Origin of the sequence: Streptomyces sp. NPDC059037 (genome assembly GCF_042740015.1) — a bacterium.
GTDB lineage: Bacteria > Actinomycetota > Actinomycetes > Streptomycetales > Streptomycetaceae > Streptomyces.
The window spans coordinates 20,647-33,272 of record NZ_JBHYIG010000075.1 but is presented as its reverse complement, the minus strand read 5'-3'; the positions used below and the strand labels follow the sequence as shown (position 1 = coordinate 33,272).

The window sequence follows — 12,626 nt, the reverse complement described above, 5'->3', positions numbered from 1 at the left end:
GCTATGGCGTTGTGCCCACCCGTTCCGCCGTGCGGAACGCCTGCCCACAACGGGGACGGCGGACGGACGGGCGGAACACCTGCCCACAACGAGGACGGCGGACGGACGGGCGGAACGCCTGCCCGCAACGGGGTGGGCCAGCGGCTATCTTGATCTCCATGGTGACGCTGCCCAACTCCCGTACCGAAGACGACGGTTCAGCCGTGATCCGGGTGCTCAGTTACAACATTCGGTCCATGCGGGACGACACCGACGCGCTGGCCCGCGTCATCGCCGCGTGCGAGCCCGATCTCGTACTCGTCCAGGAGGCGCCCCGGTTCTTCCGGTGGCGCAAGAAGCTGGCGCGTCTTGCGCGCGCGGCCGATCTGGTGATCCTCTCGGGCGGCGCCACCGCCTCCGGGCCGGCGCTGCTCTGCTCGCTGCGGGCGACCGTGGAGCGGACCGAGGACGTGCTGCTGCCGCTCACCCCGGGCCTGCACCGGCGCGGCTTCGCGACCGCCGTCGTGCGGTTCGGGGGCGCCAGGCTCGGCGTGCTGAGCTGCCATCTGAGCCTGCAGAGCGACGAGCGGTACGCGCAGGGCGGGATGCTGCTCGACCGGCTCGCCGGGATGGGCGTGGAGCACGCCGTCGCGGGCGGTGATCTGAACGACCGCCCCAAGGGCCGTACGTTCCGCAGGCTCGCCTCTCAGCTGCGGGACTGCTGGGCGACGGCGCCCTGGGGCGGCGAGAACACCTCGACGCCGGGCGACCCCCATCAGCGTATCGACGCGATCTTCGCGACAGCGGGGGTCGAAGTGCTCGGCTGCGGCGTGCCGTTGGAGCTCGACGGGGTGAGCGAGGCGGATCTGCGGGCGGCCACGGACCATCTGCCCGTGCTCGCCGCCCTCAGAATCCCGGCAGCTCAAGGGGGTTAGACGGGAGTCAGACGACCGCGCCGCGTCCCGGGTCGTCGTCCTCGTCGTCGTCGCCCTTCATCCGTGTCACCAGCGTGGCGAAGCCGCCGAGGAAGCCGCCGATGCTGAGCGTGGCGATCCACCACGTCATGTTCCAGCCGAGCAGCACGGTGAGCAGGAGCAGCACCGGGCCGCCGATCACGGCAAGCCAGGCGAACTTCGCCGTCACATCGGCCTCGGGCAGCGGCGGCGGCTCCGGCGGGACGAAGTGGCCCTCGTCGTCCGCGTCCAGGTCGTCGTCGGAGGCCTCCGGCGCGTCATAGTCGCGCGGACCGCCGACTCCGGGCGCGAAGGAGACGGAGCCGCCGAGCGGTGTCCTCGTGCCGGACGCGTCGGTGTCCTCGGAGTCCTTGCCGCGCTTGCCGTCCGTCTGCGGCGGCTCGTTCGTCTCGGGCTCAAGGAGCGCCAGGTCCTCCACGGACTTGAACGGCTTGGCGCCCGGCGGGTCCGCCGGCTCCTGTCCGTACCCCGCGACGATCTCCTGCCAGACCGCGTCCTCGTCCAGCGGCACGCCGCCCTCCGGCTCCGCCTTCTCCTCGGGCTCGCGGTCCTCGTCGTGGTCCGGTTCACGTCGGTCCTGCTCAGCCACCGGTGGCCGTCCCTTCCTTGCCGACACTGGGGGCGAGCCGGCCGATGAACGCGAGGCTCTCCTCGAAAATCCGGTCCGCGTCGTGGTCCAACGTCGCGACGTGGTAGCTCTGTTCCAGCAGGATCTCGGTGACGTCCGTGGAGGACACCCGGCTGAGGATCCTGGCCGAGTCGACCGGCGGCACCACATGGTCCTGCGGGCTGTGCAGGAGCAGCAGCGGCTGGGTCACCTGCGGCAGCTCACCGTCGACCTGCTGGAAGAAGCGCCGCAGGGAGTGCGCCGCGTGCAGCGGCACCCGGTCGTAGCCGACCTCGTCCGAGCCCTCCTTGGCGATGTCGCTCGCGATGCCCTTCGTCGTACGCACCAGATGGCGGGCGACCGGCAGGGCGCGCGCCGCGAGGCCGTGCACCTTGTTCCCCGGGTTCACCACGACGATGCCGCGGACCGCGTCGCCGTGCTTCGCGGCGAGCCGCAGCGCGAGCGCGCCGCCCATGGAGAGCCCGAAGACGAAGACCTCCGCACACCGCTCGAGGAGCCCGGTCAGCTCGCGCTCCACCTCCGCGTACCAGTCCTGCCAGCCGGTGATCTGCAGGTCCTCCCAGCGCGTGCCGTGGCCGGGCAGCAGCGGGAGGGAGACGGTCAGGCCCTGCTGCGCGAGGTACTCGGCCCAGGGGCGCAGGGACTGCGGGGATCCGGTGAAGCCGTGACAGAGGAGGACGCCGATCTCGCCGCCCTCGTGGCGGTACGGCTCGGCTCCGGGGAGGACCGGCACTTCGGTCTCCTTCGTGAGATGTGGCTGCGGGGTTACACGGAGTACTTCACGGTACGCGACCGGACTGACACCGACCAGGGCCGTCGGGCCCTTTGGCCTTACAGCGGGTTAAGGTCTGATCCACACATAACAGGAGGCACTCGGTTTGATCTACGGCGCAATGAAGGTCGCCATCGGAGGGCCGCTGAAGCTCGGCTTCAGGCCCTGGGTGGAAGGCCTTGAGAACGTACCCGCCGAAGGACCGGCCATCCTGGCGAGCAACCATCTCTCCTTCTCGGACTCCTTCTTCCTGCCCGCGGTGCTCGACCGGAAGGTCACCTTCATCGCCAAGGCGGAGTACTTCACGTCACCCGGTGTGAAGGGCAAGCTCACCGCGGCCTTCTTCAAGGGCGTCGGCCAGCTGCCCGTGGACCGCTCCGGCGGGCGCGGCGCGGGCGAGGCGGCCATCAAGAGCGGCATCGAGGTCCTGGAGCGCGGCGAGCTCTTCGGCATCTACCCGGAAGGCACCCGTTCGCCCGACGGGAGGCTCTACCGTGGCAAGCCCGGCGGCCTGGCCCGCGTGGCGCTCGCCACCGGGGCGCCGGTGCTTCCCGTGGCGATGATCGACACCGAGAAGATCCAGCCGCCCGGCAAGGTCCTGCCGAAGCTGATGCGGCCCGGCATCAAGATCGGCGAGCCGCTCGACTTCCGCAGGTACCAGGGCATGGAGCACGACCGCTTCGTCCTGCGGGCGGTGACCGACGAGGTCATGTACGAGATCATGAAGCTGTCCGGCCAGGAGTACGTCGACGAGTACGCGACCGCTGCGAAGCGCCGTCTCGCGGACGAGGCGAAGGCCGAGAAGGAAGCCGAGAAGAAGGCGGGCGCGAAAGCCGCGGCGGCCGAGAAAAGGGAACGGTCCGGCGCTTAGCGGCGTCGGTGCGGAGGGGGAGCCGGCGGGCGCCTCCAGGGGTGGGGGAGCATGACCAAGCGCGTACGCGTCATGAGGATGTCGGTCGAGCAGCCGCTGTGGCGTGCGCTGACCGGCTACCGCGTGCTGACCATGCTCTACGCCATCGGCCTTTTCGTGGCCGCGTACGAGAAGTTCGACCACCCGTGGGTGGCCATCGCGTACTACGCGGTGCTCGCCGGGTGGACGCTCGGCACGCTGCCGAAGGTCGCGGGCGCCGCGAGCTGCACCAAGCGGTTCCTGGTCATCGACCTGACCGTCGCGATCACGGGGATCCTGCTCACGCCGGTCGCCGACTCGCACCAGCGGATCGTCCACGACGGCCCGACGCTGCCGTCGATATGGACGGCGGGCGCGGTGCTCGCCTTCGCGATCAAGGGCGGCTGGCGGTGGGCGGCCTTCGCGTCGGCGCTGGTCGGCGTCGCCAACATCGCGCAGCGCGGCAGGCCCACCCAGGACACGCTGCACAACGTCCTGTTGGTCTGCATCGCCTCCATCGCCATCGGTTACGTCGTCGAGGTGGCCCGCGCCTCCGAGCGCACCCTTGCCCGCGCCCTGGAGATCGAGGCCGCGACCCGCGAGCGCGAGCGGCTCGCCCGCGACATCCACGACAGCGTGCTGCAGGTCCTCGCGATGGTGCAGCGGCGCGGCAGCGCGCTCGGCGGCGAGGCCGCGGAGCTCGGCCGGCTCGCGGGGGAGCAGGAGGTCGCGCTGCGCACGCTGGTGGCGGGCGGCCTGGTCCGCACGTCCCATGTGTCGGAGGACGCCTCACTGGGGGCCGTGGTCCGCGCGGTGGAGGAGCCCGACGAGGACGAGGACGACGCCGATCCCTGTGACCTGCGCTCGCTGCTCTTCCCGTACGCGGGCGCCAAGGTGACCGTCTCCGAGCCGGGCGCCCCCGTCGGGCTCCCGCCGAAGACCGCACGGGAGCTGGCCGCCGCGGTCGGCGCCGCCCTGGACAACGTCCACCGGCACGCGGGCCCGGACGCCGCCGCCTGGATCCTCGTCGAGGACGAGCCGGACGCGGTGATCGTGACCGTGCGGGACGACGGCCCCGGCATCCCCGAAGGCCGCCTCGCCGAGGCCGAGGGCGAGGGGCGGCTCGGCGTCGCCCTGTCGATCCGGGGGCGGCTGCGGGACATCGGGGGCACGGCCGAGCTGATCTCGGTGCCGGGACAGGGCACGGAAGTGGAAATGAGGGTCCCGCGGAACGCGGGGGACCCGGAGAACGTGGGCAGCACACGGGGGAAGGCAGGAAAAGAACGATGAGCGAGCAGCAACAGCAGCAACAGCAGGACAGCCGGAACGGCAAGGGCGCGGTCAAGGTCATGGTCGTCGACGATCACCCGATGTGGCGGGACGCGGTCGCCCGCGACCTCGCCGAGGCGGGCTTCGACGTGGTCGCCACGGCGGGCGACGGCGAGCAGGCCGTACGCCGCGCGCAGGCCGCCGCGCCGGACGTCCTCGTACTCGATCTGAACCTGCCCCTGAAGCCGGGCGTGCAGGTCTGCAAGCAACTCGTCGGCGCCAACCCGGCGCTGCGGGTGCTCGTCCTCTCGGCAAGCGGCGAGCACGCCGATGTCCTTGAGGCGGTCAAGTCGGGGGCCACCGGCTATCTCCTGAAGTCGGCCTCCACCGCCGAGCTGACCGACGCGGTGGCCCGTACGGCCGTCGGTGACGCGGTCTTCACGCCGGGCCTCGCGGGCCTGGTCCTCGGCGAGTACCGCCGCCTCGCCTCCGATACGGCGCCCGGCACCCCGGACGAGCCGAAGGCCCCCCAGCTCACCGACCGCGAGACCGAGGTGCTCCGCCTGGTCGCCAAGGGGCTGAGCTACAAGCAGATCGCCGAGCGCCTGGTCATCTCGCACCGCACCGTGCAGAACCACGTGCAGAACACCCTGGGCAAGCTCCAGCTGCACAACAGGGTGGAGCTCGTGCGGTACGCGATCGAGCGCGGGCTCGACGACGAGTAGCCCTCATTCGAGTGAACATGCTTGATCAACTCCCCTGCGGAGAAACGGAATTGACCGTCCGCACCGTCCCTCAGTGACCTGGATCACCATTAGCGTGACTCGCATCAGGTCACTGAGGCGAAGGGACTTTCCATGGGGGCCAAGAAAATTGGCGTACTGACCGGAGGCGGCGACTGCCCCGGGCTCAACGCCGTCATCCGGGGCATCGTCCGCAAGGGCGTGCAGGAGTACGGCTATGAATTCGTCGGCTTCCGGGACGGCTGGCGCGGTCCGCTGGAGGGCGACACCGTCCAGCTCGACATCCCTGCCGTGCGGGGCATCCTGCCCCGTGGCGGCACCATCCTCGGCTCCTCGCGCACCAATCCGTTCAAGGTCGAGAACGGCATCCGCCGGATCAAGGAGAACCTCGCCAAGCACGAGGTCGACTCCCTCATCGCGATCGGCGGCGAGGACACCCTGGGTGTCGCCGCGCGCCTGACCGACGAGTACGGCGTCCCGGTCGTGGGCGTCCCGAAGACCATCGACAACGACCTCTCCGCCACCGACTACACCTTCGGCTTCGACACGGCGGTCGGCATCGCGACCGAGGCGATCGACCGCCTGCACACCACCGCCGAGTCGCACATGCGGGTCCTCGTGGTCGAGGTCATGGGGCGGCACGCGGGCTGGATCGCCCTGCACTCGGGCCTCGCGGGCGGCGCGAACGTCATCCTCATCCCGGAGCAGCGCTTCGACGTCGACCAGGTGTGCGCCTGGGTGACCTCGCGCTTCAAGGCGTCGTACGCCCCGATCGTCGTCGTCGCGGAAGGGGCCATGCCCAAGGACGGCGAGATGGTCCTCAAGGACGGTACGCAGGACTCCTTCGGGCACGTCAGGCTCTCCGGGGTCGGCGAGTGGCTGGCCAAGGAGATCGAGGGGCGGACGGGGAAGGAAGCCCGGACGACCGTGCTCGGTCACGTCCAGCGCGGCGGCACGCCCAGCGCCTTCGACCGCTGGCTCGCCACCCGCTTCGGGCTGCACGCGATCGAGGCCGTACGGGACGGCGACTTCGGCAAGATGGTCGCGCTGCAGGGGACGGACATCGTGCGGGTGCCCATCGCTGACGCGACGTCGAAGCTGAAGACCGTGGACCCGAAGCTGTACGCCGAAGTGGGGGTCTTCTTCGGCTGATGTCTGGTGGGCGGGTGCGCCCTGTGCCGCCCCTTCGCGGGCGGATTTTTTCCCGCCCGCCCACCCGTTTCTCCGCAGTGCCGTTCTGGCCGTACGTACCTACACTCGGCCCCATGGAGATCCTCGCCTTCGGCGTGCAGGCCGACGAGAAGCCGCTGATCGAGAAGGCCTTCGCCGCACACCACGACGTCCGCTGCCTGGACGTCTTCCTCACCGAGGACACCGCCCCCATCGCCGCCGGCTACGAGATCATCTCCACCAGCGTCAACGCCGACCTCGGCAACCGCGTCCTGCAGACCCTCGCCGCCGGCGGGACGCAGATGATCGCCCAGCGCTCGACCGGGTTCAACAACATCGACCTTCAGGTCGCCGAACGCCTCGGCTTCACCATCGCCCGCGTCTCGTACTACTCGCCGTACTCCGTGGCCGAGTTCGCCTGGACCCTCGCGATGGCCGTCAACCGCCGCATCGTCCGCGCCAGCAACCGCACCCGCGACTTCGACTTCCGGCTCGACGGACTGATGGGCCGCGACCTGCGGGGCCGCGCGGTCGGCGTGCTCGGCACCGGGAAGATCGGCGAGGCGTTCACCCGGATCGCGCACGGCTTCGGGATGCATCTGCTCGGCTGGGACATCGCCCAGAACCCCGTGTGCGTCGAGCTCGGCATGAAGTACGTCGAGAAGGACCGGCTCTTCGCCGAGGCCGACCTGATCAGCCTGCATGTGCCGCTGCTCCCCGCCACCCGGCACATCGTCGGCGCCGACGCGCTGCGGATGATGAAGGACGACGCGATCCTGGTGAACTCCAGCAGGGGCGGGCTCATCGACACCGAGGCCCTCGTCACGGAGCTGCGCGCGGGCCGTTTCACGGGCGTCGGGCTCGATGTGTACGAGGCGGAGGCGGGGCTCTTCTTCCTCGACAAGTCCCTCGAAGTGGTCCAGGACGACACCCTGGCCCGCCTGGTGACGTTCCCGAACGTCGTGGTCACCTCGCACCAGGCGTACTACACGCGGGACGCGGTCGGCCAGATCATCGACACCACGGTGAAGAACGTCCTGGACTACCGGGAGGGCCGCCGCGGCGAGAACGTGCTGGTCCCGGCGGCCCCCACAACGGCTTAGACCAGTACGCCGGACAGCAGCTCCCGCACAATCGCCGTGCCGCGCAGCGAGAGCACCGACTCCGGGTGGAACTGGACGCCCGCGAAGCCGGGCCCCCGCAGCGCGTGCACCTCGCCCGTCGACGGATCCCTGCTGACCTCGACGCCGTGCGCCGCGAGTTCCAGCGCTGTCTCCTCGTCGCAGTGGGCCACGAAGCTGTTGTAGAAGCCGACCGTCTCCGGCCGGCCGAACAGCTCGATCCGGGTCTGCGCGCCCTGGTACGGGACCTCCTTGCGGACGATGTCCAGGCCGAGTTCGGCGGCGAGCAGCTCATGGCCGAGGCAGACGCCGAGGACGCCGTGGCGGTGATCGCGGAGAACCTCGGCGGCCAGGGAGCGCAGGAAGGCCATCTTCGGGTCGGTGGCGTCCGATGGGTTGCCGGGCCCGGGACCGAGGACCAGCGGACCCTCGTGGGCGAGCACCGTTTCGCGCAGGCCGGGCTCGTCGTAGCGCCGGATCGTCACGTCGAGGCCGGAGGAGCGCAGCAGGTGCGCCAGCATCGCCGTGAACGTGTCCTCGCCGTCGATCACCAGGGCGTGCCCGGACAGTTCGGTCAGCTGCTCCTGCATCCGCAGCCAGAACGGCGCGAGCCCGGCCCGCCTGCTGTCCAGCGCCGCCCGCACCCGCGGGTCGTCGGCGAGCGCGGGGCGTACGCCCTCGTGGCGGGGCCGTCCGGGACGTACTCCCAGGGCCGCGAGCACGCCCGCCGCCTTCGCGTGGGTCTCCGCGACCTCGCCCGCCGGGTCCGAGCCGCGCACCAGCGTGGCGCCTACGGGGACGCGAAGGCGGCCCGCGGGGGAGATGTCGGCGGTGCGGATCAGGATGGGGGAGTCGAGGGTCTGAGCGCCGCCCGCGTCGCGGCCGATGAGGGCGAGGGCGCCCGCGTAGTAGCCGCGGCCGACACCGTCCCGCCCGAGGGGCTCGTACCGCTCGATGACCCGGCAGGCGTTCTGCACCGGTGACCCGGTGACCGTCGCCGCGAACATCGTCTCCTTGAGGACCTCGCGCGCGTCGAGCGACGACTTGCCCCGCAACTCGTACTCGGTGTGCGCGAGATGGGCCATCTCCTTCAGGCGCGGGCCGACGACGACACCGCCCATGTCGCCCACCGTGCACATCATCTTGAGCTCCTCGTCGACGACCATCGACAGCTCCTCGGTCTCCTTGCCGTCGGCGAGGAAGGTGAGCAGATCGTCCGCGGTGGGGCCATCGGCCGGGTAGCGGTAGGTCCCGCTGATCGGGTTCATGACGACCGTCCCGCCGGACATCCGCACATGCACCTCGGGGCTCGCCCCGACGAGCGTCCGGTCGCCGGTGTGCACGACATACGTCCAGTAGGCGCCCCGCTCGCCCACGAGCAGCCTGCGGAAGAGGGCAAGGGCGTCCGCCCTGCCGAAGCCGGGGATCTCACCCTCGTACGTACGGCGGATGACGAAGTTCGCGCCCTCGCCCCGCCCGATCTCCTCGCGCAGGACCCGCCCGACGATGTCCGCGTACGCGTCGTCGGCCACGTCGAAGGCACCGCCCTCGACCCGCACGTCGTGGGCGGGCAGTGCCGACAGGGCCTCGGTGAGCGGGAGTTCGTACGTCTCGTCGGGGGTGAGCACGGCCAGCGGCGTGCCGTCGTCGCGCACGTCGAAGCCGCGCTCCCTGATCTGCCGGAAGGGGATGAGCGCGAGGCCCTCGTCGGGGATGTCGGCGAGCCGTTCGTAGGTGCCGACGGAGCCGATGAGGACCTCCACCGTGTCGTGGTCGCGGCCGGGGGTGCGGCGGCGCAGGACGGCGAAGGGACGGTCGTCGGACAGGAGGTCTGTCAGGTGCATCGGTGTGGTTCCTTCTCACTCGGAGAGGAACGGCCCGGTCCGGAATTCCTGGTCCGGAAAACACTGAAGGCCGCCCCTCGGGCGGCCTTCGCGAGTCTGGGTACGCGCAGATTCAGTGGGCCGCCGGATGAGCGGGCCACCACCAGTCACGGGTCTGCTGCGAGTACATGCCAGGCACCCTAGCGCATCATCAGGACGTCGAGGGCCTCGTTGAGATAGGCGCCGAACTCGTCGGCCGCGGGCAGCGCCGACGGCACCGCGTGCCCGAGCTGGGCGTGCCCCAGATAGACCGTGTACGCGAGCAGACCGCGCCGCCGAGCCTCCGCCTCGGGGAAGCCGAGGGCGGCGAAGAGCTCGGCGACGTACGCCACCCGGCGCTCGGTCACGCGGCGCATCACATCGGCGACCTGGGGGTGCGACGCGGTCGCGAGGAGGGCGACCTCCAGGGGGTCGGAGGTCGCCGACGCGATGGCTTCGGCGAAGAGCAGCCGGATGCGCTGCCGGGGGTCGGGCTCGGCCTCGACCTCCTGGATCGTCCCCTCGGTGTTGATCTCCGCCCAGCGGTTCAGGGCGGCCTCGATGAGCGCGTCACGGTTGGCGAAGTGCCAGTAGAAGCTGCCCTTGGTGGTGCCGAGGCGGACGGCGAGGGGCTCCACGGCGACGGCGGCGATACCGCCCTCGCCGATCGCGGTGAGCGCGGCGTCCGCCCAGTCGTCGGCGGTCAGGCGGGGCTTCGCCGCGGTCTTCTTCTGCTGCCGTTGCACCATGTCCGTACGGTACCGTATGGTCGACCATACGCCAGCGTATGGAGGTGCGTGATGAGTGCGGTACTCAATGAGCACGAGCGCGTGATCAAGGCTCCGGCGGAGGTGGTCGGTGCCCTGCTCGACCGTCTCTCCGCCGATGACGACCCGATCTTCCCGACGCCCGCCTGGGCAGGGATGATCTTCGACCGCCCGCTCGGCGTGGGCGCGGACGGCGGCCACGGCCCGGTCCGCTACAGCGTCAGGGAGTACGAGCCTGGCCACCGCGTCCGCTTCGACTTCACCCCGCCCGACAACGGCTTCCACGAGCTGACGGTCGAGCCGATAGGGGAGCGGCGCTGCCGCGTGCGGCACGTCCTGCGGACCCGGCCGGAGGGCATGAACCGCGTCCTGTGGCCCACCCTCATCAGGCCGCTGCACAACACGATCATCGAAGAGGTCTTCGACAACATCGAGCGTGTCGCGACCGGCGGCTGCGCCCGCCCCGTGCGGTGGTCACCCCTGGTGCGGCTCTACAACCGGCTCGCCTGGGCCCGCCCGGAGACCGTCGTCGCACCGGAGGCCGCCGCCCTGATCCGCTCGGCGATCGACCGGCCCGGCTACGAGGACGCGTACCGCATGCCCCTGCTCCCCGGGCAGCCGCGCGACCCGGAGGCCTGGACCGGCATCCTGCGCGACGCCTTCCCGGTGCTTGCCCGCGAGGGCGACGAACTGCTCCTGGAGGTGGACACCGCCGGCCTGACCGCCCGCGCATCGATCCTGGTCGACGAGCGGTACGTCACGCTCAGCACCGCCGCCCGCGCCGACACCCTGCGCGGCCGGGTCTACTGGGCGGTGGTGCGGCGCGGCCACCCCTTCATGGCCCGCACGATGCTGCGCCGCACCCACCGCAGGCTGGCCCTCGCGACGCCGAACGCGGGCGAGCGGGAGCTGGCGCGCCGCCGCTCGGCTGTGTCGCCTCCGTCTCACTTGGTGAGCGGGTGAATGGACGGCGGACACGACCCCGTAATGTTGTCGGGGTGACCGTGAACGCTAAGAGCACCCCGACCGGTGGCAACACCTGGCGAGACCTTCCCGCGGCGCAGCAGCCTGAGTACCCCGATGCCGAGGCTCTGCGCGATGTGATCGCGGACCTCGAGTCGTATCCGCCGCTCGTCTTCGCAGGCGAGTGCGATCAGTTGCGCGCCCGCCTTGCGTCTGTGGCCAAGGGCGAGGCGTTCCTGCTCCAGGGCGGCGACTGCGCCGAGGCCTTCGACGCCGTGTCCGCCGACCACATCCGAAACAAGCTGAAGACGCTGCTCCAGATGGGCGCCGTCCTGACCTACGCCGCCTCCGTCCCCGTCGTGAAGGTGGGCCGTATCGCGGGGCAGTACTCGAAGCCCCGCTCCAAGGGCACCGAGACCCGCGACGGCGTGACCCTGCCGACCTACCGGGGCGACTCGGTCAACGGCTTCGACTTCGACGAGAAGTCCCGCGTCCCGGACCCCGAGCGCCTGAAGCGGATGTACAACGCATCCGCCTCGACGCTCAACCTGGTGCGCGCCTTCACCACCGGCGGTTACGCCGACCTGCGCCAGGTGCACGCCTGGAACCAGGACTTCGTGAAGTCGTCGCCCTCCGGCCAGCGTTACGAGCAGCTGGCACGCGAGATCGACAACGCCCTCAACTTCATGCGCGCCTGCGGGACCGACCCGGAGGAGTTCAAGACCGTCGAGTTCTTCGCCTCGCACGAGGCGCTGCTCCTCGACTACGAATCGGCCCTGACCCGCGTGGACTCGCGCACGGGCCGGCTTTACGACACCTCGGGCCACATGGTCTGGATCGGCGAGCGCACCCGTCAGCTGGACGGCGCGCACATCGAGTTCGCCTCCAAGGTGCGCAACCCGATCGGCATCAAGCTCGGCCCGACGACGACCACGGAGGAGGCGCTGCAGTACATCGAGCGCCTCGACCCGGACCGCGAGCCCGGCCGCCTCACCTTCATCGTCCGCATGGGCGCCGACAAGGTCCGGGACAAGCTCCCGGACCTGGTCGAGAAGGTCACCGCGTCCGGCGCGACCGTCGCCTGGGTCACCGACCCGATGCACGGCAACACCTTCGAGGCGGCGTCCGGCCACAAGACCCGCCGCTTCGACGACGTGCTCGACGAGGTCAAGGGCTTCTTCGAGGTCCACAAGGGCCTGGGCACCCACCCGGGCGGCATCCACGTCGAGCTCACCGGTGACGACGTCACCGAGTGCGTGGGCGGCGGCGACGAGATCTTCGTCGACGACCTGCACCAGCGCTACGAGACGGCCTGCGACCCGCGCCTGAACCGCAGCCAGTCCCTTGACCTGGCGTTCCTGGTGGCGGAGATGTACCGGGACCAGTAATTGCCTCGTGTACGGGGCGGTGGGGGGGGGGGGCGGTGTTTTTGGCCCCCCCCCCGCCCAAGCGGGGGGCTATGTGGGACGGCTGGGGGGGGGGGGGTTAT

13 protein-coding genes are annotated in these 12,626 nt (G+C 70.7%); 8 read left to right on the top strand and 5 right to left on the bottom strand.

The window, feature by feature from the left end:
- Positions 1-158 precede the first annotated feature (158 nt).
- Positions 159-914 carry an endonuclease/exonuclease/phosphatase family protein gene (locus ACFWY6_RS17940; RefSeq protein ID WP_384690990.1) on the top strand — a complete coding sequence of 252 codons (756 nt, stop codon included), beginning with the start codon at positions 159-161 and terminating at the stop codon, positions 912-914.
- A 7-nt stretch (positions 915-921) separates the two neighbouring features.
- On the opposite strand, the gene ACFWY6_RS17935 is transcribed toward ACFWY6_RS17940, so the two are convergent.
- Positions 922-1,542 (bottom strand): hypothetical protein, encoded by a 621-nt coding sequence (locus tag ACFWY6_RS17935; RefSeq protein ID WP_384690987.1) that lies wholly within the window; start codon positions 1,540-1,542, stop codon positions 922-924.
- Positions 1,535-2,314: an alpha/beta hydrolase gene (locus tag ACFWY6_RS17930; protein WP_384690985.1), complete on the bottom strand. Its 780-nt coding sequence runs from the start codon at positions 2,312-2,314 to the stop codon at positions 1,535-1,537. Before ACFWY6_RS17930 ends, ACFWY6_RS17935 begins: the two co-directional genes overlap by 8 nt.
- A gap of 148 nt (positions 2,315-2,462) precedes the next feature.
- Between ACFWY6_RS17930 and ACFWY6_RS17925 the strand changes: the two genes are divergently transcribed.
- The 5 genes from ACFWY6_RS17925 to ACFWY6_RS17905 all read left to right on the top strand — a co-directional run bounded on the left by ACFWY6_RS17925 (position 2,463) and on the right by ACFWY6_RS17905 (position 7,527).
- Positions 2,463-3,224, top strand: a complete 762-nt coding sequence (locus ACFWY6_RS17925) for a lysophospholipid acyltransferase family protein (protein WP_384690999.1) — start codon at positions 2,463-2,465, stop codon at positions 3,222-3,224.
- 51 nt (positions 3,225-3,275) lie between these two features.
- On the top strand, positions 3,276-4,532 hold the full coding sequence (gene macS / locus ACFWY6_RS17920; RefSeq protein WP_384690982.1) for a MacS family sensor histidine kinase: 1,257 nt from the start codon (positions 3,276-3,278) through the stop codon (positions 4,530-4,532).
- Positions 4,529-5,236 (top strand): response regulator, encoded by a 708-nt coding sequence (locus ACFWY6_RS17915; protein WP_384690979.1) that lies wholly within the window; start codon positions 4,529-4,531, stop codon positions 5,234-5,236. The genes macS and ACFWY6_RS17915 overlap by 4 nt, the downstream gene beginning before the upstream one ends.
- A gap of 132 nt (positions 5,237-5,368) precedes the next feature.
- A complete protein-coding gene (locus ACFWY6_RS17910; protein ID WP_384690977.1) occupies positions 5,369-6,406 on the top strand; it encodes a 6-phosphofructokinase in 1,038 nt (345 codons plus the stop codon).
- A gap of 113 nt (positions 6,407-6,519) precedes the next feature.
- A complete protein-coding gene (locus ACFWY6_RS17905) occupies positions 6,520-7,527 on the top strand; it encodes a 2-hydroxyacid dehydrogenase (RefSeq protein ID WP_384690976.1) in 1,008 nt (335 codons plus the stop codon).
- Here the strand turns inward: ACFWY6_RS17905 and ACFWY6_RS17900 are convergent.
- From ACFWY6_RS17900 to ACFWY6_RS17890, 3 genes are all read right to left on the bottom strand, one after another.
- Positions 7,524-9,389, bottom strand: coding sequence for an anthranilate synthase family protein (locus ACFWY6_RS17900; protein ID WP_384690973.1), 1,866 nt, complete (start codon positions 9,387-9,389; stop codon positions 7,524-7,526). The genes ACFWY6_RS17905 and ACFWY6_RS17900 overlap by 4 nt on opposite strands.
- Positions 9,390-9,501: 112 nt before the next feature.
- Positions 9,502-9,558 (bottom strand): trp operon leader peptide, encoded by a 57-nt coding sequence (locus ACFWY6_RS17895; RefSeq protein ID WP_384690996.1) that lies wholly within the window; start codon positions 9,556-9,558, stop codon positions 9,502-9,504.
- A gap of 10 nt (positions 9,559-9,568) precedes the next feature.
- The gene (locus ACFWY6_RS17890) at positions 9,569-10,156 is read right to left on the bottom strand and encodes a TetR/AcrR family transcriptional regulator (protein WP_384690971.1); all 588 of its coding nucleotides are present in this window, start codon (positions 10,154-10,156) and stop codon (positions 9,569-9,571) included.
- Between the two features lie 51 nt (positions 10,157-10,207).
- Between ACFWY6_RS17890 and ACFWY6_RS17885 the strand changes: the two genes are divergently transcribed.
- Together ACFWY6_RS17885 and ACFWY6_RS17880 are read left to right on the top strand one after the other, a co-directional pair.
- The gene (locus ACFWY6_RS17885) at positions 10,208-11,137 is read left to right on the top strand and encodes a DUF2867 domain-containing protein (RefSeq protein ID WP_384690968.1); all 930 of its coding nucleotides are present in this window, start codon (positions 10,208-10,210) and stop codon (positions 11,135-11,137) included.
- Between the two features lie 35 nt (positions 11,138-11,172).
- On the top strand, positions 11,173-12,525 hold the full coding sequence (locus tag ACFWY6_RS17880; RefSeq protein ID WP_384690966.1) for a class II 3-deoxy-7-phosphoheptulonate synthase: 1,353 nt from the start codon (positions 11,173-11,175) through the stop codon (positions 12,523-12,525).
- Positions 12,526-12,626 lie beyond the last annotated feature (101 nt).